Annotated in this window: 23 protein-coding genes; 11 read left to right on the top strand and 12 right to left on the bottom strand. The window is 71.1% G+C overall.

Annotated features, from left to right (window positions below; genetic code table 11):
- Positions 1-72: 72 nt before the first annotated feature.
- From OG711_RS14730 to OG711_RS14720, 3 genes are all read right to left on the bottom strand, one after another.
- On the bottom strand, positions 73-726 hold the full coding sequence (locus tag OG711_RS14730; RefSeq protein WP_073784279.1) for a sulfotransferase family protein: 654 nt from the start codon (positions 724-726) through the stop codon (positions 73-75).
- A gap of 64 nt (positions 727-790) precedes the next feature.
- Positions 791-1246: a carboxymuconolactone decarboxylase family protein gene (locus OG711_RS14725; RefSeq protein ID WP_329559456.1), complete on the bottom strand. Its 456-nt coding sequence runs from the start codon at positions 1244-1246 to the stop codon at positions 791-793.
- Between the two features lie 86 nt (positions 1247-1332).
- Positions 1333-2049, bottom strand: a complete 717-nt coding sequence (locus OG711_RS14720) for a gamma-glutamyl-gamma-aminobutyrate hydrolase family protein (protein ID WP_329559455.1) — start codon at positions 2047-2049, stop codon at positions 1333-1335.
- 546 nt (positions 2050-2595) lie between these two features.
- Here OG711_RS14720 and hemG point away from each other — a divergent pair.
- Positions 2596-4059, top strand: coding sequence for a protoporphyrinogen oxidase (hemG, locus tag OG711_RS14715; RefSeq protein WP_329559454.1), 1464 nt, complete (start codon positions 2596-2598; stop codon positions 4057-4059).
- A 423-nt stretch (positions 4060-4482) separates the two neighbouring features.
- Here hemG and OG711_RS14710 read toward each other — a convergent pair whose 3' ends face one another.
- Both OG711_RS14710 and OG711_RS14705 read right to left on the bottom strand, forming a co-directional pair.
- Positions 4483-6270: an FAD-dependent monooxygenase gene (locus OG711_RS14710; RefSeq protein WP_329559453.1), complete on the bottom strand. Its 1788-nt coding sequence runs from the start codon at positions 6268-6270 to the stop codon at positions 4483-4485.
- 162 nt (positions 6271-6432) lie between these two features.
- Entirely contained in the window at positions 6433-6702 is a 270-nt protein-coding gene (locus OG711_RS14705) for an acyl carrier protein (RefSeq protein WP_329559452.1), read from the bottom strand.
- Positions 6703-6935: 233 nt separating this feature from the next.
- Here OG711_RS14705 and fabG point away from each other — a divergent pair, with 233 nt between their 5' ends.
- From fabG to OG711_RS14660, 9 genes are read left to right on the top strand one after another with little or no spacing between them, the layout of a single operon-like run.
- Positions 6936-7721, top strand: a complete 786-nt coding sequence (gene fabG, locus OG711_RS14700) for a 3-oxoacyl-ACP reductase FabG (RefSeq protein WP_073784291.1) — start codon at positions 6936-6938, stop codon at positions 7719-7721.
- Positions 7722-7737: 16 nt separating this feature from the next.
- Positions 7738-8607 (top strand): glucose-1-phosphate thymidylyltransferase RfbA, encoded by an 870-nt coding sequence (rfbA, locus tag OG711_RS14695; RefSeq protein WP_073784293.1) that lies wholly within the window; start codon positions 7738-7740, stop codon positions 8605-8607.
- A gap of 53 nt (positions 8608-8660) precedes the next feature.
- Positions 8661-9617: a putative sugar O-methyltransferase gene (locus tag OG711_RS14690; RefSeq protein WP_073784295.1), complete on the top strand. Its 957-nt coding sequence runs from the start codon at positions 8661-8663 to the stop codon at positions 9615-9617.
- Entirely contained in the window at positions 9614-10633 is a 1020-nt protein-coding gene (locus OG711_RS14685) for an NAD-dependent epimerase/dehydratase family protein (protein WP_329559451.1), read from the top strand. Before OG711_RS14690 ends, OG711_RS14685 begins: the two co-directional genes overlap by 4 nt.
- Positions 10620-11348, top strand: a complete 729-nt coding sequence (locus tag OG711_RS14680; protein WP_329559450.1) for a class I SAM-dependent methyltransferase — start codon at positions 10620-10622, stop codon at positions 11346-11348. The genes OG711_RS14685 and OG711_RS14680 overlap by 14 nt, the downstream gene beginning before the upstream one ends.
- Positions 11345-12454 (top strand): DegT/DnrJ/EryC1/StrS family aminotransferase, encoded by a 1110-nt coding sequence (locus tag OG711_RS14675; protein ID WP_329559449.1) that lies wholly within the window; start codon positions 11345-11347, stop codon positions 12452-12454. The genes OG711_RS14680 and OG711_RS14675 overlap by 4 nt, the downstream gene beginning before the upstream one ends.
- Before the next feature lie 25 nt (positions 12455-12479).
- Positions 12480-13079: a dTDP-4-dehydrorhamnose 3,5-epimerase family protein gene (locus OG711_RS14670; RefSeq protein WP_073784303.1), complete on the top strand. Its 600-nt coding sequence runs from the start codon at positions 12480-12482 to the stop codon at positions 13077-13079.
- Positions 13076-14485, top strand: a complete 1410-nt coding sequence (locus OG711_RS14665) for an NDP-hexose 2,3-dehydratase family protein (RefSeq protein ID WP_329559448.1) — start codon at positions 13076-13078, stop codon at positions 14483-14485. Before OG711_RS14670 ends, OG711_RS14665 begins: the two co-directional genes overlap by 4 nt.
- Before the next feature lie 13 nt (positions 14486-14498).
- On the top strand, positions 14499-15476 hold the full coding sequence (locus tag OG711_RS14660) for a Gfo/Idh/MocA family protein (protein ID WP_329559447.1): 978 nt from the start codon (positions 14499-14501) through the stop codon (positions 15474-15476).
- Positions 15477-15587: 111 nt separating this feature from the next.
- Here the strand turns inward: OG711_RS14660 and OG711_RS14655 are convergent, their stop codons facing one another.
- The 5 genes from OG711_RS14655 to OG711_RS14635 all read right to left on the bottom strand — a co-directional run bounded on the left by OG711_RS14655 (position 15588) and on the right by OG711_RS14635 (position 21105).
- On the bottom strand, positions 15588-16622 hold the full coding sequence (locus OG711_RS14655) for a glycosyltransferase (protein ID WP_329559446.1): 1035 nt from the start codon (positions 16620-16622) through the stop codon (positions 15588-15590).
- 201 nt (positions 16623-16823) lie between these two features.
- A complete protein-coding gene (locus OG711_RS14650) occupies positions 16824-19211 on the bottom strand; it encodes an excinuclease ABC subunit UvrA (protein ID WP_266508477.1) in 2388 nt (795 codons plus the stop codon).
- A gap of 100 nt (positions 19212-19311) precedes the next feature.
- The gene (locus OG711_RS14645) at positions 19312-20106 is read right to left on the bottom strand and encodes a VOC family protein (RefSeq protein ID WP_073784313.1); all 795 of its coding nucleotides are present in this window, start codon (positions 20104-20106) and stop codon (positions 19312-19314) included.
- Between the two features lie 82 nt (positions 20107-20188).
- On the bottom strand, positions 20189-20599 hold the full coding sequence (locus OG711_RS14640) for a VOC family protein (protein WP_073784315.1): 411 nt from the start codon (positions 20597-20599) through the stop codon (positions 20189-20191).
- Positions 20600-20688: 89 nt separating this feature from the next.
- Entirely contained in the window at positions 20689-21105 is a 417-nt protein-coding gene (locus tag OG711_RS14635; protein WP_073785511.1) for a VOC family protein, read from the bottom strand.
- Positions 21106-21198: 93 nt separating this feature from the next.
- On the opposite strand from OG711_RS14635, the gene OG711_RS14630 reads away from it, so the two are divergent.
- Positions 21199-21831, top strand: coding sequence for an SMI1/KNR4 family protein (locus OG711_RS14630; protein WP_329559445.1), 633 nt, complete (start codon positions 21199-21201; stop codon positions 21829-21831).
- A gap of 55 nt (positions 21832-21886) precedes the next feature.
- Here OG711_RS14630 and OG711_RS14625 read toward each other — a convergent pair whose 3' ends face one another.
- Together OG711_RS14625 and OG711_RS14620 are read right to left on the bottom strand one after the other, a co-directional pair.
- Positions 21887-22420 carry a hypothetical protein gene (locus OG711_RS14625; protein ID WP_329559444.1) on the bottom strand — a complete coding sequence of 178 codons (534 nt, stop codon included), beginning with the start codon at positions 22418-22420 and terminating at the stop codon, positions 21887-21889.
- An 87-nt stretch (positions 22421-22507) separates the two neighbouring features.
- Positions 22508-22927, bottom strand: a complete 420-nt coding sequence (locus tag OG711_RS14620; protein WP_073784321.1) for a helix-turn-helix transcriptional regulator — start codon at positions 22925-22927, stop codon at positions 22508-22510.
- Between the last annotated feature and the right edge of the window lie 101 nt (positions 22928-23028).

The following is a 23028-nucleotide window of genomic DNA, read 5'->3' as shown; positions in this document are numbered from 1 at the left end:
TCCGCGGCCCGGCCACGTTCCACTTCGAGCCTGCGGTCGTCCTCTGGAGGGCCACTCGACACCGGACGGAGCTCAGCCCGCCTTGCCGCTCATCCCGCGGATCACCTTGAGCATCGACTCGGTGTCGTTGACGTGCGGGAAGTCCTCGCCCGGCGGCGGCGCCACCCCCAGGAAGTCGCAGAGCGGCTCCCAGCCCTGTTTCACGTCCCAGACCAGCAGGTTGTCGCGCCCGACGGTGTCGATGACCCGCTGGTTGTGCCGGTGGTAGACCTCGATGGCGAACTCCTTGTCGGAGAAGCGGCCTTCGAAGAGCCCGTTCCAGACCAGGGCGTTGGTCAGCCGTCCCATCCGGGCCTGCCGCGAACCTGCCTCCGGGGGGTTCGCCGCGCCCCGCACCGCGAACTGGTACAGCGTGTCGTGCGTGCTGCGGTACCAGCCCTCCGCGTCGCGGACGGTGAGCATGACCTTCGCGTCGGGGAAGGTCTCCCGCATCTGCGGGTAGTAGAGGGCGCAGGGACCGTCCACGGCGGACGTGTAGCCGTCGAACACCGCTTTCCAGTCGGCGGGCTTCCCGTCGCAGACGATCCGCTCCCACTGCGCCAGCCGCTCTTCGCTGCCGACGATGTCGAACATATGGAAGCATTCCCCGAACCCGAGGCGTTCCAGGGCCACTTGGAGTGATGTCGTACCGGTCCGGCCCAGGCCGGCGTTGATGAGCTTCAGCAAGGCGAACTCTCTTTCGGTCGCACGGGATGTCGGTCGCGCGGTGGGTGGGCAGGGCGCGCGGGGCTCAGCTGTAGTCCGCCGGGACCTGCCGGGTGGTGACATTGACGCAGTTCCAGAGGTTGACCAGGCCGATCTGCATCATCAGTACGCCGAGCCCGCGCTCGTCGTAGTGCCGGGCGGCCTCCTCCCAGACGTCGTCCGGCACCGGGTCCTCCTCCTCGCTGAGCCTGCTGGCGCCCCCGGCCAGCGCCAGCGCGGCGCGCTCGGCGTCGCTGTAGCAGGGCGCGTGGCGCCACTCGGCGACCCTCAGCAGCCGCTCGTCCGTCGGCTTCCTCGCGTCACCCTCGCCGAGGTGCGCGGGGACGTGGATGGGGCGGCCGTTGACCTGGCTGACCCGCAGCCGGATGAGGTCGAGCGTCAGCTGCGGCACACCGTTGGTGCTGAGGACCTTCGTCAGGTCGAGCAGGGGTTGCAGGGCGCCGGGAACGACCAGCGAGGGGTTGGTCATCCGTGCTGACATCGCTTCGTCTCCTGGGGGTCGGGGGTGGTCCTTCGCAGCGGTCCGCGAGCGGCCCCCGGGTGCTTCCCGGGAGTACGCGGCCGGGCTCACCGCGCGAGGGCGGTCCGGGGGGACGTGCTCCTGGCCGCCTCGGCGAGCGCCCGGTGCAGTCGCTCGTCCGCGATCTGTCCGGCCTCCCACTGCACGCCGACCACGAACGGCCGGTCGGTCGCCTCCACCGCCTCGACCACGCCGTCCGGCGCCCAGGCGGTGGCGGTCAGGCCCGTCCCGAGCCGGTCGACGGCCTGGTGGTGATGGCAGGCGGCGTCGGGCGGATCACCGTCGTAGACCTCCGCGATCCGGCTGCCGGGCCGTACCTCCAAGGGCTGCCGGCCGAAGGTGTGCGTGCCGGTGGACGGGCAGTGGCCGTCGTCGCCGGTGACCTCGGGCAGATGCTGGTGCAGCGTGCCGCCGCGGTGCACATTGAGCAGTTGCATACCCCGGCAGACGGCGAGGACCGGCAGTCCGGCCCGGTACGCCCCGTCCAGCAGGGCCAGTTCGGCGGTGTCCATCGCCGGGCCGACGGCCCGGGTCATGGGGTGCGCGCCCTGCCCGTACAGCGAGGGGTCCACGTCCGGGCCGCCGGGTACGAGCAGTCCGTCGAGCCGGTCCACGAGGTGCTCCGCACCGGGTACCAGCGGGACCACCACGGGTGTGCAGCCCGCCGCGGCGAGCAGGTCCACATGCGGCTGGATGACGAGGCTGACGGTGAGATCGAGCCCTTGCAGGACGACCGGCGCCCGTCGTGCGCATATTCCGATCACGGGCCGTCCGGAGGACTTCCGCGCGCTTTGCGAAACGTTCGACGCCGAGTTCATGGCCACCCTCGTCATTCCCGTGTGAATTCCTCGGAACACGCCGTCCGCGGCGATCCGCGTGAAAGGGAAATTCGTCCGCGCTGCTGAATTCCCGGCTACGGGCCGAGAGTAGAACGGCGCTCCGACGGCCCGCAACGTAGGAAATGAACCGCCGCCGCCGGTGTTCAACCGGGGATCGCGCGCAGACGGAACAGGGCGGTGCGGGGGCCTTCGTACCCCGGCCGTACCTCGGCGGTACCCCGGCCGTACGCCGGTCACGGAGGTGTGGAAGGGGTGTCGGCCGGGGCGGCGACGGGACGGGGTCCGGGCGGGACCTGGGCACCTGGATATACCGCGGGTGCGGAGGTGTGCGCGGGTACGGACCGGTTTTCCCGGGGTCCTCCGGCCTGCCGTGGCGGGCCGGTCGGATACCGGGTCGACTCCCGCTCGACCGAGAATATCGGCGCGCCGACCACACTGCTGCGACACCGTATCGACGAAGGAGCGGGTGGAATGGCGGACAGCGGACGTGATGGGGCAGGCGAGGCGCCGCATGTGGTCGTCGTCGGGGGCGGGATCGCGGGGCTGGCGGCGGCGTTCTTCCTCCGGGACGAGCCGGTGCGGGTGACGGTCCTGGAGGGGTCGTCCACGCTCGGCGGCAAGCTGGCCGTCTCGGAGGTGGCGGGCGCCGCCGTCGACGAGGGCGCGGAAGGGCTGTACATCTACCGCCCCAAGACCACCGGGCTGATCGCGGACGCGGGGCTCGGCGAACAGGTCGTGACGGCCAGTGCCGTCACGACCTCCATCTGGACCAGGGGCGGGCTGCGGCCGCTGCCCGTCGGCCAGTTCATGGGAGTGCCCTCCGACCTGGACGAGCTGGCCGCCTCCGGCCTGCTGTCCGACGCCGGGGTGGCCCGCGCCCGGGAGGACGTGAAGCGGCCCGCGTCGCCACGGGACGGGGACGTGTCCGTCGCGTCGTTCGTCGCGGAGCGGTTCGGCCAGGAGGTCGTGGACCGCCTTGTCGACCCGTTCCTCAGCGAGGTGTGCTCCGGCCGCTCGGAGGACCTGTCGTTCGAGGCGATGCTGGCCCCGCTGGCCAACGCGTCCCGTACCCACGCCTCGTTCGCCGCCGCAGCAGGTTCGCTGATCCCGCCGCCGCCCCCGCCGGGGGAGGAGCGCCCGCCCGGTATCGCCACCATCGCGGGCGGGCTCGGCACGCTGCCCCCGGTGCTCGCGGACGCCGTACGCGACTCCGCACCGGGATCGTCGGTGCGGACCGGGGCGGCGGTGAGCGAGCTGGCGCGCACCGAACGCGGCTGGCGGCTGACCGTGGGGTCCTCGGCCGATCCGGAGTACATCGACGCGGACGCCGTCATCGTCGCGGTGCCAGCCGGTCCCGCCGGCAAGCTGCTGGCCGGGACCCCGGGGGCCGCGGCGGCCGTCGCCGGTCTCGCGGAGATCCCGTACACCAGCAGGACGGTCATCACGCTCGCCTATCCGCGCGGCTCGCTGCCCGCCGCCATCGCCGCCCAGGGCTGCTGCGGCTACCGGGTGCCCGCGGTGGACGGGAAACTGGTCAAGGCGGTCACCTTCTCGACGGTGAAGTGGCCGCACATGTCGGACGAGGTGGACCTGGTGCGCTGCACGCTCGGCCGGGTCGGCGAGGACGACGTACTGATGCGTGACGACGCCGACCTCGTCGCGGTGGCCGTCGCGGAATTCGCCGAGGCCACCGGGACGGCCGCGGCACCGGTGGCGACCCGGGTGAACCGCTGGGTCGACGGGCTGCCGCAGTACACCGTCGGACATCTCGCCCGGGTGGCCCGTATCCAGGCTTCCGTGGCGGAGCTGCCCGGTCTCGCGGTGTGCGGCGCCGCGTACGAGGGCGTGGGCGTCGGCAACTGCGTCGCCAGCGCCCGCAAGGCCGCCCGCCAGGTGGCCGCGGTACTGCGCAAGCGGGCCGCCGCCGGTTCGTAGGGCACGCGAGCGAGGGCCCGTCCGACCCCTGGAACTCCGGGGGACGGACGGGCCCTCGCGGTATGGGCACGGTTCGTGGGCGCGGGTGGCGGATGGCGATTCAGGGTTCGCGAATGCCGGTGCGGGGTGCGGGGTGCGGGGTGGCGGTTCGGGGTTCGCGGGGCACGGGCACGCGCGGCGTACGGTGTCCGACGCGTATCGCCCGTCGCCCGACGCGTAACGCCCGCCCCCATCGCCCGACGCGTAACGCCCGCCCCCATCGCCCGACGCGTAACGCCCGCCCCCATCGCCCGACGCGTAACGCCCGACGTCCGGCGCCCGGCCCCCACCGCCCAACGACCCCCGCTCCCCCCGCCCGACGCGCGGCGGCGCCCGTCCGGGGCCGGCTGTCGCCGGATCCGGGCGGGCGCCTTGTCCGTCCGCTCACGCCTCCTGGGGGACCAGGGACGCGGCCGTCTGGTGCTCCAGCACATGGGCGACCGCGTGGGTCAGCACATCGACCGGGTTGTCGACCGCGTCCGCGCTGCGCCACGCCACATGGTTGTCGGGCCGTACCAGCACGGCGCCCTCGTCGGTCGTCTGCCGGACGGCCGCCCACCTGCCGTCCGCGTCCGTGTACTGGCCGCCGTCCCCGATCCGGGCGGTGACGATCGGGACGGAGAACTTCTCCGCGACCTGCGCGGCCGCCTCGCACCACGCGCTCCCGGCCGGTCCGGTGAGCAGTGCGAAGCCGGTCGCGCTGCCGGTCAGGTCGTGCGTCGACAGCCGCTGTCCGTCGCGCTCCAGCCAGGCGTGCGGCAGCACGTGCCCGGGGCGGGTGGTGGGGTGGTGCTCGTCGCGCATGGGCGCTCGGGTCGGCGGTCCGCTGCCGTCGGGGACGACCGCGCCGGCCTCGTAGGCGAAGCCGATCTCCAGGTCGTGCGCCTGGCAGCCGCCGCGGTGCGTCACGAACATCTCCCGTGCCCGGGTCCGCGCGAGCTCGCCCATCGGGGAGTCCTCGAAGTACGCGGTGAACATCTGTTCCCGGCGCTCCAGCGGGATGCGCTGGCCCAGACCGATGGCGTTCATGATCGCCTGGTGGTGGAGGGACGCGGACACCGCCCAGTCGACGTTCAGTCGGCACACGGGCCGCCGCTCCGCCTCATAGGTGTCGAGGAGGCTGTCGTCCGCGCGGCCGGAGAGCACCGCGGCCAGTTTCCAGGCGAGGTTGTGCGCGTCCTGGATACCGGAGTTCAGACCGAGCCCGACGGTCGGCGGCTGACGGTGCGCGGCGTCACCGGCGAGGATCACCCGGCCGACCCGGTAGCGCTCCGCCAGCAGCGCCTCCACGTTCCAGTTGGTCACATGGAGCAGGGTCAGTTCCAGGTCGGGCAGTCCGAGGACCTCACGGATCTTCGGGGCGACCTCCTCCTCGTCGAAGCTCGCCGCGTCGCCCGGGTGGAAGTGGAGGACCCATTCCTCGCAGTGCTTGCCCCAGGTCGGGCCCATCTCGATGAGGTTGCCGGAGAGGTCCGGGTGATAGGGGTTGAGGAAGTGGGTGATGAGGGTGCCCTCGTGCCACCACGGTGACAGATCGGCGGAGAAGTACGCGGTCTTCACGTCGAGGAGTCCGGGGCGGCCCTGCATCCGCACCCCGAGGGCGGCCCCGATGCCGCGTCCGCCGTCGGCCGCGATGACGTACCGCGCCTTGACGGTGGTGATCTCCCCGGTCGCGGTCTCGCGGACCTCGGCGACGACATGGTCGCCCTCGTCGGAGAACGAGGTCATCTCATGGCCGAAGAGGACCCGGCCGGGATTGCGCCGCTCCGCGGACCGCCGCAGGATCGGCTCCAGCCGGACCTGCGGCAGCTTGACGGGCAGGACCGGACCGGCCGCCGCGTACGTCTCGCGCAGCGCGCCGCCGCCGAAGGCGTCCATCTCGTGGACCACCCGCGCGTCCAGCGGACCGTCCCCGGCAAGCGAGGTCAGCCAGCGCACCTGCCCGAACTCCTCCAGCGACGCGCCCTGTTCGGTCATCGGGCCGTCGAGTCCGTGCTGGCGGTAGATCCCCATCGTGCGCTGGTTGAGGTAGTGCGCCTTCGGTATCCGCGAGGTGTCCGTGTGCCGCTCCACCAGCAGATGGGCGACGCCGTGATCGGACAAGAAGTTGGAGGCCGACAGGCCGCATCCCCCGCCGCCCACGATCAGAACTGGGACCTCGATTGCTCCCATATCCTTCCTTCCACATGTGTGCTGCGAACTTCCGGAATGTTTCCGCGTAGGGAAATGCGAGCTGTCCCCACGGCTCACCGGCGCCCTTTCCGGACCCGGTTCAGTAGACGGAGTACCCGGTTCGGGGAACGGCGGACGCCGTACGGTGGCCCTGCGGCGGTGCTACGACGCCCCGGCCACGCTGAGCTGGGTGTTGACCGCCGCGATGAGGACCCTCGGGGTCTGCGCTTCGAGCAGTGCCGTGTCCTCCAGCTTGATCCCGAATTCCCGCTCGATACGGCTGCCGGTTTCGAGCCGGGCAAGTGAGTCGTAACCGAGCTCGGTGAAATCCGTGTCCAGGGTGCCGGCGCCGACATCGGCCCCGTCACTTTCGCCGGCGGCCTCGTGCAGGATGCGCCTGAGGTCGCTGACGGTGAATTCGCCGGATGCCATGGAGGCTCCTTCCCCTCGGGACCCTGCCGGTCGGTGATCGCAGGGTGACGGCGGAGCCCGACGTTAAGCGGGCGCGTCACCGGGCCGCAACTTCCGTATTTCCTCGGAGTATGGCGCTGAACGTTCAACTGAAGAATCGGCATGGTCGAACCGGAGCGGTCCACCGGCGCTCGACCGAGATTATGGGAATCGCCGCGACGCTGCCGGAACACCGTATCCACGAAGGGGTTGGGATGGCGGAAAACGGAGAGCAGGTAGCACTGATCACCGGCGCTACGAGCGGAATAGGCCTCGCGGTCGCCGAGATCCTCGCGGAGCGCGGGCTCACGGTATTCATCTGCTCGCGGAACGCCGACGCCGTCGCGGAGACGGTCGGCAAGCTCCGGTCGAACGGCCACCGCGCCGACGGCTGCGCCGCGGACGTGCGGCGTCCGGAGGACGTCCGGCGGCTCGTGGCCACCGCCGTGGAGCGGTACGGGCACATCGACGTCCTGGTGAACAACGCCGGACGCAACGGCGGCGGCGTCACCAAGGACATCGACGACGAGCTGTGGGACGACGTCATCGACACCAATCTGAACAGCGTCTTCCGGGTGACCCGCGAAGTGCTCAGGTCGGGGAAGCTGCTGGAGCGCGGCTGGGGCCGGATCATCAACATCGCGTCGACCGGCGGCAAGCAGGGCGTGGTGCTCGGCGCCCCCTACTCCGCCTCCAAGCACGGCGTCATCGGCTTCACCAAGGCGCTCGGCCTGGAACTCGCGAAGACGGGGGTCACCGTCAACGCGGTGTGTCCCGGCTATGTCGAGACCCCGATGGCGCAGCGGGTGCGCGAGGGCTACGCCGCCCACTTCGAGACGACGCAGGACGCGATCCTCGAACGCTTCCAGGCGAAGATCCCGCTCGGCCGCTACTCCACGCCCGAGGAGGTGGCCGGCCTTGTCGGCTATCTGACCAGCGACGCGGCCGCCCCGATGACGGCGCAGGCGGTCAACGTCTGCGGCGGCCTCGGCAACTACTGAGCCCGGAGGTCCCGCGGTGAAGGGAATCGTCCTGGCCGGCGGCTACGGCACGCGGGTGCACCCGATCACACTCGGGGTCTCCAAGCAGCTGCTCCCGGTCTACGACAAGCCGATGATCTACTACCCGCTGTCGGTGCTGATGCTGGCGGGCATCACCGAGATCCAGATCGTGTCGTCCCCGGACGATCTGGCGGCGTTCCGGCGGCTGCTGGGCGACGGCTCGTCGCTCGGCATCCAGCTGAGCTACGCGGAGCAGGACAAGCCGCGGGGCCTCGCGGACGCGTTCCTGGTCTCCGCCGACCACATCGGGGACGACTCCGTCGCCCTCGCGCTGGGCGACAACGTGTTCCACGGCGCCGGGTTCGCGGCCCTCCTCCAGGAGGCCGCGCGCAGCATCGAGGGCTGTGTCCTGTTCGGTCACCCGGTACGTGACCCGGAGCGCTACGGGGTCGGTGAGCTGGACGAGCGGGGCAACCTCGTGGCGATCGAGGAGAAGCCGACCAGCCCGCGGACCAATCTGGCGATCACCGGGCTCTACTTCTACGACAACGACGTGGTGGACATCGCCGGACGGCTGCGGCCCTCCGAGCGCGGCGAGCTGGAGATAACCGACGTCAACCGCGCCTATCTGGAACGCGGGGACGCCAAGTTGATATCGCTGGGCCGGGGATTCGCCTGGCTGGACACCGGTACGCATGACGCCCTGATGGAAGCCGGGCAGTACGTGCAGGTCCTCCAGCGCAGACAGGGCGTGCGCATCGCGTGCCTCGAAGAAATCGCCTGGCGTATGGGATACATCGACCGGGAGGCCTGTTACCGCCTCGGCAGCCGGCTTTCGAAGTCCCCCTACGGCCGGTACATCATGGCGATCGCCGAAACCGGTTGAGGGCCGGCCACCACCTCGTTACCACCGCATTCCAACGGCGAGGGAAGAAGACGATGCCACACACTTATCAGGCCAGCCGGCAGTGGGAGCGGATCAGCAGGGACTGGGTCACCGCAGAGGCGGCCGTGGACCTGACCGACTTCAAATCCGAGCGGCCGAACCACAAGATATCGCTCTGGGACCCGGGGTCGAACGGCGTCCGGTATCTGAAGACGATGGTCCACAACATGGCGACGGGTCTCTCCCCCGCCGACTGGGACCGGCTGCGCCGGACCCGCAACCGTGACGTGGGCAATCCGCACGCGGTGCGGTGGGACGGCGAGGACATCTGTCTCGACTATCTCCAGGCCACCCTCGAACTGGGCTTCATCGAGGAGCGGGTGGAGCTGCGGGGCGCCGCCGTCCTGGAGATCGGCGCCGGATACGGACGGACCTGCCACACCCTGCTGTCCAACCACGACATCGCGACGTACTGCATCGTGGACCTGCCGACCACCATGGAACTCAGCAAGCGGTACCTGCGGACGGTCCTGGACGACGAGCGGTTCGCGAGGATCGACTTCGTCACCGTGGACGAGGTCGACGACGCGCTCGCCTCGCGCCGTTTCGACCTCAGCATCAACATCGACTCCCTCGCGGAGATGTTCCCGGAGACGGCGGGCAACTACCTCGCGCTGATCGACCGGTGCTGCGCCGCGTTCTACACCAAGAACCCGGTCGGCAAGTACCTCGACCGCACCCTGGACGGCCGACCCGAGGGCGAGGACGAACTGCTGCCCGCGGCGATGGAGACCGGTCTGCTCCGGCAGGTCCTGGACGTCCACGACAGCCGCGCGGTGCGGGACGCCGTCCCCGGCTTCCTGGACGCCTACCGGCCGGGGGACGGCTGGAGCAGCGCCGCCGACGCGTGGGCCGCGCCGTGGAGCTTCTACTGGCAGGCCCTGTACCGCAAGGGCGGAACGGCCGGGAACGCAGGGACGGGCGGGAAGTCCGCGGGAGCCGCCCTGTGACGGGCGCCGGGGACCGGCCCCTGGTGACCGTGCTCGGAGCCTCCGGCTATCTGGGCTCCGTGCTCACCGCCCTCCTCGCGGACCTCCCGGTCCGGCTGCGGGCCGTGGCCCGGCGGCCCAGCCCCGTGCCCGCGCGGACGACGGCCGATGTCGAGGTGCGCACCGCGGACCTCACCGACGCCACGAGTCTCGCCGCGGCGGTCGCGGACGCGGATGTCGTCCTCCATCTGAGCAAGCACAGCGGCGGCTGGCGCGACGCCGAGGGGAACCCGCAGAGCGAGCCGATCAACGTCGGGGTGATGCGCGAACTCGTGCGGGTCATGGGCGGCCGGACCGCCGCGGGCCCGCCCCCGGTGGTGGTGTTCGCCGCGACGACCTCCCAGGTCGGCCTGCCGCCGGAGCACCCCATGGACGGCAGCGAGCCCGACCGCCCCGAGACGGTCTACGACCGGCAGAAGCTGGCCGCCGAGCGGATGCTGCTGGCCGCGTCCGCCGAGGGCGTGCTGCGCGGGGTGAGCCTGCGGCTGCCGACGGTCTTCGGCCGCAGCCCCCTGTCGGCGGTGCCCGACCAGGGCGTGGTGTCCACGATGATCCGCCGCGCGCTGGCCGGTGAGCCGCTGACCATGTGGCACGACGGGACGGTGCTGCGCGACCTGGTCCCCGTCGAGGACGCGGCCGGGGCGTTCCTGGCCGCGATGCGCCGGCCCGACGCGCTCGCCGGACGGCACTGGCTGGTGGGCACCGGCCGCCAGGACCCGCTGGGCACGGTCTTCCGGACGGTGGCGGAGTCCGTCGCCGCGCACACCGGACGGCCACCGGTCCCGGTGACATCGGTGGAGCCGCCCGCGAACGCGCCGGTCATCGATTTCCTGAGCACGACCATCGACCCCGCACCCTTCCGGCTCGCGTCGGGATGGAGTGCGCGCACCGGACTGCGGGACGCTGTGGACCGCACCGTGACCGCCTTGCTCGACGAGGCCGCGACCACAGGGAGGGAGCCCAGTGTACGGAGGTGAAGTCGCCGAGATCCACGACGACCTGAACAGCAGCCGGGGCAAGGACTACGGCTCGGAGGCCGAGTACGTCACCGAGGTGATCCGCCGCCACCGGCCGGGGGCGGCCTCGCTGCTCGACGTCGGGTGCGGGGCGGGCGGGCATCTGGAGCACTTCGCGCGGCTCTTCGACCGGGTCGAGGGCCTGGAGCTGTCCGCTGACATGCTGACCGCCGCGCGCCCCAAGCTGCCCGGGGTGCCCCTGCACCTCGGCGACATGCGGGACTTCGCCCTCGAAGGCCGGTTCGACACGGTCGTCTCGCTCTTCGGCTCGGTCGGCCACACCCGCGACGAGGACGAACTGCGCGGCACGCTGGAGTGCTTCGCACGGCATCTCACCCCCGGCGGTGTCGTCCTGGTCGAACCGTGGTGGTTCCTGGAGAGGTTCATCGACGGCTATGTCTCCGGCGACGTGGTGGAGACCGGCCGCCGGACCATCGCCCGGCTCTCCCACACCGTGGGCACCGGCGACGCCGCCTCGGCCATGGACGTGCACTTCCTGGTCGCCGACCGCGAGCACGGGGTGCGGCACTTCTCGGAGCGCTACGAGCACAAGCTGTTCCGCCGCGACGAGTACGAGTCCGCCTTCGCCGCGGCGGGCTTCGAGGTGAGCTACGTCGAGGACGTCCAGGGCGGCCGGGGGATCTTCGTCGGCGTCGTGCGGGGGGAGCAGCCGTGACCATTCGGGTGTGGGACTACCTGGCCGAGTACGAGAAGGAGCGCGAGGACGTCCTCGACGCGGTGGGGACGGTGTTCCGCTCCGGCCGGCTCGTCATGGGCGACAGTGTGCGCGGCTTCGAGGAGGAGTTCGCCGCGTACCACGGCATCGCGCACTGCGTCGGCGTGGACAACGGCACCAACGCGATCAAGCTCGGTCTCCAGGCGCTCGGCATCGGGCCCGGCGACGAGGTGATCACCGTGTCGAACACGGCCGCGCCGACGATCGTCGCCATCGACTCGGTGGGCGCCAGGCCCGTCTTCGTCGACGTCCGCGCCGAGGACTACCTGATGGACACCGCGCGGGTCGAGGCGGCCGTCACCGCGCGGACCCGCGCCCTGCTGCCGGTCCATCTCTACGGCCAGTGCGTCGACATGCGCCCGCTGCGGGAGATCGCCGACCGGCACGGTCTGCGGGTCCTGGAGGACTGCGCCCAGGCGCACGGCGCGCGCCACCACGGCGCGCTCGCCGGGACGATGAGCGACGCCGCGGCCTTCTCCTTCTACCCGACCAAGGTCCTCGGGGCCTACGGCGACGGCGGCGCCACGATCACCGCGGACGCCGAGGCGGCGGAGAACCTCCGGCGGCTGCGGTACTACGGCATGGAGGAGCGCTACTACGTGGTGCGGACCCCCGCCCACAACAGCCGTCTCGACGAGGTGCACGCCGAGATCCTGCGCCGCAAACTGGGCCGCCTCGACACCTATATCGCCGACCGGCGCGCCGTCGCCCAGCGCTACGCGGACGGCCTCGCGGACACCGGACTGGAGCTGCCCCGGGTGACCGCGGGCAACGACCACGTCTACTACGTCTACGTGGTGCGCCACCCCCGGCGCGACGACATCATCGAGCGGATGCGGGCCCATGGCGTCGAGCTGAACATCAGCTACCCCTGGCCCGTGCACACGATGGTCGGCTTCGCGCATCTGGGCTACGAGAAGGGCGACTTCCCGGTCACCGAGAAGCTCGCCGGGGAGATCTTCTCGCTGCCCATGTACCCCTCGCTCCCGATCGGTCTCCAGGAGAAGACGATCGGCGCGCTCCGGGAAGTCCTCAGCACGCTGTGAGCGGTTCGAGCCCCAAGGGAGAGCAGTGAAGGCGGAAGAGCTTGCGGTCGAGGGTGCGTACGTGTTCACCCCCGAGGTGTTCCCCGACCAGCGCGGATTGTTCGTGTCCCCCTATCAGCAGCACGCGTTCACGGGCGCGCACGGCGCCCCGTTGTTCCGTGTCGCGCAGACCAACCACAGCATGTCCAAACGGGGCGTCGTACGGGGCGTCCACTACACGCTCACCCCTCCCGGCACCGCGAAGTACGTCTACTGCGCCGCCGGTGAGGCCATCGACATCGTCGTCGACATCAGGGTGGGCTCGCCCACCTTCGGCAAGTGGGACGCCGTACGGGTCAACCCCAAGGAGTTCCGGGCCGTGTACTTCCCCGTCGGGGTCGGTCACGCCTTCGTCGCGCTCGCCGACGACACCGTCATGTCGTACATGCTCGCCGCGCCCTATGTGGCCGAGTACGAGCTGGGGATATCCGTCCTGGACGAGGAACTGGGGCTGCCGATCCCCGGTGACATCGACCCGATCCTGTCCGACCGGGACCGGATCGCCCCGGGGCTGGCGGAAGCGGCGGCGGCGGGACTGCTGCCGGACTACGAGCGGTGCCGGGCCATCGAGAGGGATCTCGCATGACGTCCGCCCCGGCCCGGCACGACAGCGCCGCGCGGATGTTCACCGATTCGGTGCTGGCGCCCCGCGCGGCCGACCGGTTCGCACCCTGGTGGGCGGAGCGCGCCCGGTCGAACCGCTTCGACGTCACCCAGGTGCCCTTCGACGAACTCGGGGACTGGCGCTTCGACCCGGACACCGGGAACCTCGGCCATGTCAGCGGGAAGTTCTTCTCGATCGAGGGCATGGACGTCCGCAGCGACAGCGGCCCCGTGCGCCAGTGGTCGCAGCCCATCATCAACCAGCCGGAGATCGGCATCCTGGGCATCATCGTCAAGGTCTTCGACGGGGTGCCGCACTGTCTGATGCAGGCCAAGATGGAACCCGGCAACGTCAACACCCTCCAGCTGTCCCCGACGGTCCAGGCGACCCGCAGCAACTACACCCGGGTGCACCGCGGCGGCCGGACCCGCTACCTGGAGTACTTCGCGGAGGGCGAGGACCGCGGCCGGGTGCTCGTCGACGTCCTCCAGTCCGAACAGGGCTCCTGGTTCTACCGCAAACGCAACCGCAACATGGTCGTCGAGGTGACCGGGGACGTCCCGCTGCACGACGACTTCTGCTGGCTGCCGCTGCGCGAGGTACTCGACCTGCTCCACACGGACAACCTGGTGAACATGGACGCCCGTACGGTGCTGTCCTGCATGCCGTTCGCCCCGCCGCCCGGCGACAGCGGCTCCCGTCACGCGCCCGCCGCGTTCCGTGCCGCGCTCGCCCGGTCCCTGGACCGCTCCGCGGGCTCCCTGCACGAACTCGGCGATGTGCTCAGCTGGTTCACCGGCGAGCGCACCCGGCACGACATGTCGGCGAGCCTCGTCCCCGCCAACCGGATCACCGGCTGGAAGCGCACGGCCCACGAGATCGTCCACGAGGACGGCAAGCACTTCCGGGTCGTCGGGGTCGACGTCAGCGCCACCTCGCGGGAGGTGCAGTCCTGGCGGCAGCCGCTGCTGGCACCCGTCGGACGCGGTGTCATCGCCTACCTCGCCAAATCCGTCGACGGGGTCATGCATGTGCTCGCGCACGCCCGCGTCGAACCCGGCTTCGTGGACACCGTCGAGCTCGGCCCGACCCTCCAGCTCATCCCGGAGAACTACACGGGCCTGCCGCGGCCCCGCTATCTCGACGACGTGCTCGGCGCCGACCCCTCCCGTATCCGGTTCGACGCCCATCTCTCGGAGGAGGGCGGCCGGTTCCTCGACGCCCAGAACCGCTACCTGGTGGTCGAGGTGGAGGACGACTTCCCGCTGCGGGTCCCGCAGGACTACCGTTGGGTGACCCTCGGCCAGCTGAGCGGACTGCTCCGGCACAGCCACTACCTGAGCGTCCAGGCACGCACCCTCGTCGCCTGCCTGCACAGCCTCTGGTGAAAGGACGCACCGCATGCACGTGGTCCGCATGGGAGTCCTGGGGTGCGCGTCCATCGCGTTCCGCCGGGTCCTGCCGGCGATGCAGGAGGCCGACGGGATCGAGCTGAAGGCCGTCGCGAGCCGCGACCCGGCCAAGGCGCGCAGGTTCGCCGCGCACTTCGGCTGCGCCGCCGCCGACGGGTACGACGAACTGCTGGAGCGGCCGGACATCGACGCGGTGTACGTCCCGCTGCCGACCGGTCTGCACGCCCACTGGGTGAGCCGGGCCCTCGCGGCGGGCAAGCACGTGCTGTCGGAGAAGCCCCTCACCTGGGACCAGACCACCGCTCTCGACCTGGTGGACCAGGCGCGCAAGGCCGGGCTGTGGCTGATGGAGAACTACATGTTCCTCCACCACGGCCAGCACGCCACGGTCCGCGGCCTCGTCTCGGACGGCCGGATCGGGGCGCCCCAGGTGTTCTCCGCGAGCTTCGGCATCCCCCCGCTGAACGAGGCCGACGTACGGTACGACTCCGGGCTCGGCGGCGGCGCCCTGCTGGACGTGGGCGTCTACCCGATCCGCGCGGCCTCCTACTTCCTGGGGCCCGAGCTGGACGTCATCGGCTCGGTGCTGCGGCTGCACCCGACCCGTGGCGTCGACGTGGCCGGCCACATCCTGCTGGCCGCCCCGTCGGGCGTCACCGCCGAACTGTCCTTCGGCTTCGAGCACTCCTACCGGTCCTGGTACGGGATCTGGGGCGACCACGGCCGGCTCACCCTGGACCGGGCGTTCACCCCGCCCCCGGCCCGGCAGCCGGTGATCCGGATCGAGTCCCAGGACCACGCCGAGGAACTGACCCTCCCCGCCGACCACCAGTTCAGGAACATCGTCGAGTACTTCGCCCGCTCGGTCCTCGACGGCGCCGACTACGACGCGCAGGCCGAGGCGATCACCCATCAGGCGGAACTGGTCGACCGGGTCCGCTCGCACGCGGTACGCGTCACCGCCTGACCGCGCGAAGAGCGCGAGAAGCGCGAGAAGCGCGCAGAGCACAGCGGGAACGGCCCGCCGGCCCGGATGCCACCGGGCCGGCGGGCCGTTGTCCGTGGTGGCCGCCGCGGGTCAGCCGCCGGCCATCGTCTCCAGCTGCTCGACCACGTCGTACGGTGTCGGCAGCGCGGCGATCTCCTTGGTGAGCGCGCGGGCCCGCTCGGCGTAGCGGGGATCGCCGAGGATCTCCCGGCAGCTCGCCGCGATGACCTCGCCCGGGTCCTCGTCGGGGCGTTCCTGCGGCACCACCGTGAGGGCGCCGCCGAAGCCGGTGAAGGCCCGCGCGATCGCCTTGGCGTAGTCGTTCTCGGGGGTGATCAGTTGCGGCACCCCGGCGCTCGCGCCCGTCATCGCGGTGGACGCCCCGCCGTGATGGACCATCAGATCGCAGGTGGGGGCCACCACGTCCAGCGGCAGCCAGCCGACCCGGACATCGCCCAGTTCCGTGCCGAACTCCTCGGCCGCACCGGGCGGCGCCGCGACCAGCACCTCGGCCCCCGTCAGCGTCAGTTCGTCCACCAGCCGCCGCATGGAGGCGCCGGTGTTGCGCAGCCTGAAGGCCCGGGTCCCCGCGGTGATCAGCACCCGGGGGCGCCCCTTGGGACGGGTGTACATCCAGGGTTCGAGCCGCAGCTGCCGGTTGCGCGGCACCCAGCGCATCGGCCGCGCGCCCGGGGTCGGCGAAGGACGCAGGCACGGCGGACAGACATCGATGAACAGGGCGTGCTCCGGCGGCCCGGTCAGGCCCATGCGCTCCAGCAGCGGCGGCAGCGCGGGCTCGTCCCGCAGCGGCACGATGTCCCAGTAGTGGCGCACGTACGGCACGTCGAGATGGGCGGCGAGCAGCCCGGGGACGTACGACAGACCGCCCACGACCACATCGGGCGTCCAGTCGCGCGCCAGCTCCAGCAGCGCGTCCAGCCGGGCGGCGGCCTGTCCGGGGTGGGGGGTCGGGGCCGCGGGTATGCCGATGGCCTCCGCGGTTGCCAGCGTCGGTTCGTCGACGGTCAGCAGGATCTCATGTCCCGCGTTCCGCGCGGCCGTCGCGAGCGGGGCCATGGAGAAGACGGTCGAGTGGCTCCCACCGGCGGTGAAAAGAAACTTCATGGGGATTCATCTGCTTCCCGTGAGACGGCGGACCGATGTCGACAGGCGCGGTCATCGTCCCGTGGCCGTCCTTTTGTTCGCAATCCTCGCCGGGCGCCGCCGGGTGGTCCCGCCCCGGACGCGGCCGGGACAGCCGTCGGCCCCGTTCAACTGACCGGGGGGGAACAGTCGAACGGGGCCGACGGGGCCTTGGGAGCGGGGTCAGGCGCCGACGTATGCCGCCAGATGCTCGCCGGTGACGGTGGAACGGGCGGCGACCAGCTCGGCGGGGGTGCCCTCGAAGACGATCCGGCCGCCGTCGTGGCCACCGCCGGGACCGAGGTCGATGATCCAGTCGGCGTGCGCCATGACCGCCTGGTGGTGCGCGATCACGATGACCGACTTGCCCGCGTCGACCAGCCGGTCGAGCAGCCCGAGCAGCTGCTCGACATCGGCGAGATGCAGACCGGTGGTCGGCTCGTCCAGGACGTAGACACCGCCCTTGTCGCCCATGTGCGTCGCGAGCTTGAGCCGCTGGCGCTCACCGCCGGACAGCGTGGTGAGCGGCTGGCCGAGGCCGAGATAGCCGAGGCCGACGTCCACCAGCCGTCCGAGGACCGCGTGCGCGGCCGGGACACGGGCCTCGCCGGAGCCGAAGAACTCCGCCGCCTCGCTGACCGGCATCGCCAGCACCTCGCTGATGTCCCGGCCCCCGAGCCGGTACTCCAGCACCGACGCCTGGAACCGCCTGCCGCCGCACTCCTCGCAGACGGTCGAGACACCGTCCATCATCCCGAGGTCGGTGTAGACGACGCCCGCGCCGTTGCAGTTCGGGCAGGCGCCCTCGGAATTGGAGCTGAACAGCGCGGGCTTGACGCCGTTGGCCTTGGCGAACGCCTTGCGGACCGGCTCCAGCAGCCCGGTGTACGTGGCCGGGTTGCTCCGGCGCGAACCGCGGATCGGTGTCTGGTCGACCGACACCACACCCTCGCCGGGCGGGATCGAGCCGTGCACGAGCGAGCTCTTGCCGGAACCGGCGACCCCGGTGACGACCGTGAGCACCCCGAGCGGGATGTCGACGTCGACGCCCTTGAGGTTGTGGGTGTCCGCGCCCCGGATCTCCAGGGCGCCGGTCGGGGTCCGCACCTTGTCCTTGAGCGTGGACCTGTCGTCCAGATGACGGCCGGTGAGGGTGCCGCTGGCCCGCAGCCCCTCGACGGTGCCCTCGAAACAGACGGTGCCGCCGCCCGAACCGGCGCCGGGACCGAGGTCGACCACATGGTCGGCGATCGCGATCGCCTCCGGCTTGTGCTCCACCACGAGCACCGTGTTGCCCTTGTCCCGCAGCTGGAGCAGCAGATCGTTCATCCGCCGGATGTCGTGCGGGTGCAGCCCGATCGTCGGCTCGTCGAAGACATAGGTGATGTCGGTGAGCGAGGACCCGAAGTGGCGGATCATCTTGACGCGCTGCGCCTCACCGCCCGACAGGGTGCCCGAGGACCGGTCCAGCGACAGATAGCCCAGCCCGATCTCCACGAACTTGTCGAGGGTGTGCCGCAGGGTGGTCAGCAGCGGCCCCATCGACGGCTCGTCCAGTTCGCGTACCCATACGGCGAGATCGCTGATCTGCATCGCGCACAGGTCCGCGATGCTGACCCCCTTGATCTTCGACGAGCGGGCCGGGGCGCTCAGCCGGGTGCCGCCGCACTCCGGGCAGGCGGTGAAGGTGACGGCCCGGTCGACGAACGCCCGGATGTGAGGCTGCATCGCCTCCCGGTCCTTCGCCAGGAACGACCGCTTGACCTGGAGCACCAGCCCCTCGTAGGTCATGTTGGTGCCCGCGATCTTCACCTTGGCGGGCTCCCGGTACAGGAAGTCGTGCAGCTCCCGCTCGGTGTAGTCGCGGATCGGCTTGTCGGGGACGAGGAAGCCCGACTCGGAGTAGAAGCGCACCGACCAGCCGTCGGCCTTGAAGCCGGGCACGGTGATCGCGCCGTCGACCAGTGACCTGGACGCGTCGTACAACTGGGTGAGGTCGATGTCGGAGACGGTGCCCCGGCCCTCGCAGCCCGGGCACATCCCGCCGGTGAGGGTGTAGGTCGCCTTCACGGTCTTCTTGTCGCCGCGCTCGACGGTGACCGCGCCGGCCGCGCGGACCGAGGGGACGTTGAAGGAGAACGACTGCGGTGAGCCGAGGTGCGGTTGCCCGAGACGGCTGAAGAGGATGCGCAGCAGCGCGTTGGCGTCGGTGACGGTGCCGACGGTGGAGCGGGGGTTGGCGCCCAGGCGCTCCTGGTCCACGATGATCGCGCTGGTCAGCCCGTCGAGGACATCGACGTCCGGGCGGGCCATCGTGGGCATGAAGCCCTGCACGAAGGCGCTGTACGTCTCGTTGATCATCCGCTGGGACTCCGCGGCGATCGTCGCGAACACCAGCGAGCTCTTGCCCGAGCCGGACACCCCGGTGAACACCGTCAAGCGGCGCTTGGGGAGCTCGATGCTGATGTCCTGGAGATTGTTCTCGCGCGCGCCCCGCACCCGGATCATGTCGTGGCTGTCGGCGGTGTGCGGCGCGGGCGAGGGCGGGTCCGTCCTCGGGGTCTTCGTCATCGTTCTCCCTGTCGTCGGGCGGGGCCGCCCTCACGTTCACCCGCCGCGGCGGCGCCCGGCCCCTCGCGGGCCGGGCGGGTGCGGTGCGCAGGCTCGGACCCTACGCGGCGGTCACCTTCCACAGGAAGCCGTCGGGGTCGCTGAAGTGCCCGGAGTACCCGTCCCCGGTCTCGCCCGCCTCGACGGCGATCAGTCCGCCGGAGGCGGCGGCCGCCGCCAGGGTCGTGTCGACCTCGGCGCGGGAGCCGGCCCTGCGGTGCAGCACCGCCGCGCGGAAGCCGCTGCCGCCGTCCTCGACGCCCGCGTCCTTGGCGAGGGTTCCGCGCGGCATCAGGCCGAGCCGGCAGCTGCCCGCGTCCGGGTGGAAGTCGGCGTAGTGCTTGTAGTCCTTGTCGACCTTCATGCCCAGCGCCTCGTAGAACGCCTTGGCGGCCTTCATGTCGGCGACGCCGAGCAGTGCCGCGGTCTCGGTCGGCACCGCGGGGCTCGCGGCGGGGCCCTTGTCCTTCTTGGTGGGGGCCGCGACCTTCCAGATGGAGCCGTCCGGGGCCTGGTACACCGCGGAGAACGCGCCGAACAGCGACTTCTTCGCGGGCTTCAGGACCTTCGCGCCGCCCTGGACCGCGGCGTCCACCACGTTCTTGACCTCGGTGGGCTGCTTGACGATGAAGGTCATCATGTAGCCGCGGAAGCCGGACGCGGGCTCCGCGTCCTTCCCCGCGTCCGCGGCGAGCGCCTCGGTCCCGTACAGGGCGACCTGTCCGGTCCCGTGCATGTCGAGGTTCACATGCCGGCCGCGGTCGTCGGCGGTCGGTGCGAAGGTCGTGGTGTAGAAGGTCCGCGCGTCCTCGACCTCGGGAACACCGAGGCCCATCGCGTCGAGCGAGAGCGTCATCCTTGCCTCCAGGGGCGTGGGTGAGGGGAGTGGGTGAGCGTACGCCTGGGGCTGGTGCCGCCTCGGCCGCCGGTCGGTGGGGTCAGCGGATCTCGCTGATACGGATGTGGTTGCCCGCGGGGTCGCGCACGGCGCAGTCACGCACGCCGTACGGCTGGTCCGTCGGCTCCTGGACGATCTCCGCCCCGCCCGCCTTCAGCCGCCCGAAGAGCGCGTCGACATCGGCCGTGGACAGCACCACGCCCGCGTACGTCCCCTTGACGATCATCTCGGTGATCGTCCGGCGCTCGTCGGGGGTGACGCCCGGGTCGGCGGCCGGCGGTTGCAGCACGAGGGACGTACTGGGCTGGCCGGCGGGCCCGACCGTGATCCAGCGCATCCCGTCGTAGCCCACGTCGTCCCGGACCTCGAAGCCCAGCATGTCGCGGTAGAAGGCGAGCGAGGCGTCCGGATCGGTGTGGGGAAGGAAGCTCGCGTGAATGGCGATGTCCATGTGATCACGCTAGACGGGGACCGGGCTCCCGCGCTTCTCCGATCCTGACCGGTCCGGCCGGCCGGACCGGTCCCTCTCGGCCCCGCGGGTCAGGCGCGGCGGGGCTGGGTGAAGCGCAGCATGTTCCCGGCGGGGTCGCGGAAGGCGCAGTCGCGGACGCCGTAGGGCTGGTCCACGGGCTCCTGGACGACCTCGCCACCGGCCGCGCGGATGCGCTCGTAGGTGGCGTCGCAGTCGTCGGTGTCGAAGATGACCCCGCGCAGCTGGCCCTTGGCGAGGAGCTGGGCCATGGCCTGCTTGTCGGCGGGCGAGGCGTTGGGGTCCGCGACGGGCGGCTCCAGGACGATGTCCACGTCGGGCTGGTCCCGGGAGCCGACGGTCACCCAGCGCATGCCCTCGAAGCCCACGTCGTTGCGGACTTCGAGCCCCAGGACATCGCGGTAGAAGGCGAGTGCCTTGTCGTGGTCGTCGACGGCGATGAAGCACTGCGAAAGGTTGATACTCATGAGTTGCATGCTAAGGGCTGTCCCGTGGTCCCCGGCGGGACCGCGACGCGACAGCGGACCGCAACCCGCCGGAGGGCTCGGTAGGTTGGCGGGATGAGCGATCAACTCAATGTGGAGACGGCCTGGCACCGCCTCATGGACTGGCTGGAGGCGCATGCCCCGGTCTCCCACGCGTCCCTGCTGCCGCCCGCCCCGGAGCAGGCCATCGAGATTGCCGACGCCGAGCTGAGGCGGTACCTCGGCTTCGGTCTGCCCGCTGAACTGGGCGCGCTCTGGCGGCTGTGCGGCGGTGTGGAACACCAGTACATCGAGGCCAACGAGGTGGCGGGTGAGGTCCGTTCGGGGGAGTTCCTGCCCGGCGGGATCCTGCTCGGCCCGGCGGACGCGCTCTGGCCGCGGCTGCCCGGGATCGACGGTGTCGATGTGTGGGGCGGCGCCCCGGTGGTGCCGTGGCTGACCGGCGACGAGGCGGGCCCCGAGTCCGGGGACTACGTGGGCGCGGACGGCGTCGGCACCTGGTCGCACCCGGACAACCTGGCCTGCGACCAGCCCCGCTACGCGTCGATCGCCGCGTATCTCGAAGCCGTGCACCGCACGCTCACCGAAGGGCCGGCGGACGCCATGGGCCCCGATGTGCCCGGCCTGGTGTGGGGGTGCCTGATCTGGGACTGGCCCGAGGCGCCGCTGCTGGACGACGCGCTGCCGCACTGGCACCCCGTCCACTGACGCACTGCCGACGACCAACCGCACAGCCACGGAGATCACGAACCGCGATGGACCGTCAGCGATCGTCCAACTCGATGAACCGGCTCGCCCATGCCCTGAACCGGTCGTCGGACTCCTCGCGCCCGGTCCAGAGCGCGTGCGGGTCCTCCGGCGGTTCAAGACCGAAGGTCTGCTTCAACCAGACGCGGAACTCATGGTGCCCCTCGCTGTGTTCCTCGACGTCTTCAGCGTCGAGAAACCCGAAGTCGTACATTGGCTCGCTGTCGATGAGCAGAAGCTGGAACAGCTCCATCAGGTCTCGCGCGATCACATAGAGATGGCCTTCGTCGCCGACCAGGACGACGGGCAGCGTGGCGAGGTCGGTCCGGTCGTCGCACCGCCACAGCGCGTAGTCGGAGCCGGAGCCGTTGGCCCGCGCGAAGGGGATGAACCGGCTCAGGAAATCCGGATGCTCCGACCAGGTGTCGAGGCCGGAATCCGCGCCGTACTCGCGCAGCTCGAAACCGTCCGAGTAGTAGACCCGGCCGATCCGGCCCTCGAAATCCTTGAGCAGGTTCAACTCCGGGATCGGCGAGTACGCCTCGCTCATATGGCCTCCTTGCCGGGCCGGGCCGCCTGGCGCGGTCGCGGACGTTCCGCGCTGTCCAGGTGATGCTACCCACGCCGGGGGCAGCCCTCAGCCTTCGGGCGCCGCCTTGGAAGTGCCGCCCCGGACCGGGCGGGTGTGGATCTTGGCGACGCAGGCCGGGATGGCGGCTCCGTCGTCGTGGCCGCGGGCGCGGTAGGCGCTCGGGCTCTCACCGACCAGCTCGGTGAAACGTGAACTGAACGATCCCAGCGACGTACAGCCGACCGCGAAGCACACCTCGGTCACCGTCAGATCGCCCCGCCGCAGCAGCGCCTTGGCCCGCTCGATCCGCCGGGTCATCAGATAGCTGTACGGGGTCTCCCCGTAGGCGGCGCGGAAACTGCGGGAGAAGTGGCCCGGGGACATCAGCGCCGTACGCGCCAGCGCGGTCACATCGAGGGGTTTCGCGTACTCACGGTCCATCAGGTCCCGTGCCCTGCGCAGCCGGACGAGATCTTCCAGTATCACACCACCACCATCCCACAGGATTCGGCGCCCGCCGCCCGCCGCTGCCGCCCGGCCCCGACCGATGCTCGACCGGCGGTCAACCGGGGTACCGGAAATTTGCG

The sequence above is a fragment of the Streptomyces uncialis genome, assembly GCF_036250755.1.
In the GTDB taxonomy this organism is placed as follows: Bacteria; Actinomycetota; Actinomycetes; order Streptomycetales; family Streptomycetaceae; genus Streptomyces; species Streptomyces uncialis.
Note: the sequence above shows the minus strand (reverse complement) of the source record. Positions and strands in the feature narration are given on the sequence as shown.

Excerpts from the sequence above, each read along its gene's own strand:
- OG711_RS14640 (WP_073784315.1), bottom strand. The coding sequence starts at position 20,599 with ATGGACATCGCCATTCACGCGAGCTTCCTTCCCCACACCGATCCGGAC.
- OG711_RS14655 (WP_329559446.1), bottom strand. The coding sequence starts at position 16,622 with ATGAAGTTTCTTTTCACCGCCGGTGGGAGCCACTCGACCGTCTTCTCC.
- OG711_RS14660 (WP_329559447.1), top strand. The coding sequence starts at position 14,499 with ATGCACGTGGTCCGCATGGGAGTCCTGGGGTGCGCGTCCATCGCGTTC.
- fabG (WP_073784291.1), top strand. The coding sequence starts at position 6,936 with ATGGCGGAAAACGGAGAGCAGGTAGCACTGATCACCGGCGCTACGAGC.
- OG711_RS14725 (WP_329559456.1), bottom strand. The coding sequence starts at position 1,246 with ATGTCAGCACGGATGACCAACCCCTCGCTGGTCGTTCCCGGCGCCCTG.
- OG711_RS14705 (WP_329559452.1), bottom strand. The coding sequence starts at position 6,702 with ATGGCATCCGGCGAATTCACCGTCAGCGACCTCAGGCGCATCCTGCAC.
- OG711_RS14710 (WP_329559453.1), bottom strand. The coding sequence starts at position 6,270 with ATGGGAGCAATCGAGGTCCCAGTTCTGATCGTGGGCGGCGGGGGATGC.
- hemG (WP_329559454.1), top strand. The coding sequence starts at position 2,596 with ATGGCGGACAGCGGACGTGATGGGGCAGGCGAGGCGCCGCATGTGGTC.
- OG711_RS14690 (WP_073784295.1), top strand. The coding sequence starts at position 8,661 with ATGCCACACACTTATCAGGCCAGCCGGCAGTGGGAGCGGATCAGCAGG.
- OG711_RS14650 (WP_266508477.1), bottom strand. The coding sequence starts at position 19,211 with ATGACGAAGACCCCGAGGACGGACCCGCCCTCGCCCGCGCCGCACACC.
- OG711_RS14665 (WP_329559448.1), top strand. The coding sequence starts at position 13,076 with ATGACGTCCGCCCCGGCCCGGCACGACAGCGCCGCGCGGATGTTCACC.
- OG711_RS14630 (WP_329559445.1), top strand. The coding sequence starts at position 21,199 with ATGAGCGATCAACTCAATGTGGAGACGGCCTGGCACCGCCTCATGGAC.
- OG711_RS14645 (WP_073784313.1), bottom strand. The coding sequence starts at position 20,106 with ATGACGCTCTCGCTCGACGCGATGGGCCTCGGTGTTCCCGAGGTCGAG.
- OG711_RS14635 (WP_073785511.1), bottom strand. The coding sequence starts at position 21,105 with ATGAGTATCAACCTTTCGCAGTGCTTCATCGCCGTCGACGACCACGAC.
- OG711_RS14625 (WP_329559444.1), bottom strand. The coding sequence starts at position 22,420 with ATGAGCGAGGCGTACTCGCCGATCCCGGAGTTGAACCTGCTCAAGGAT.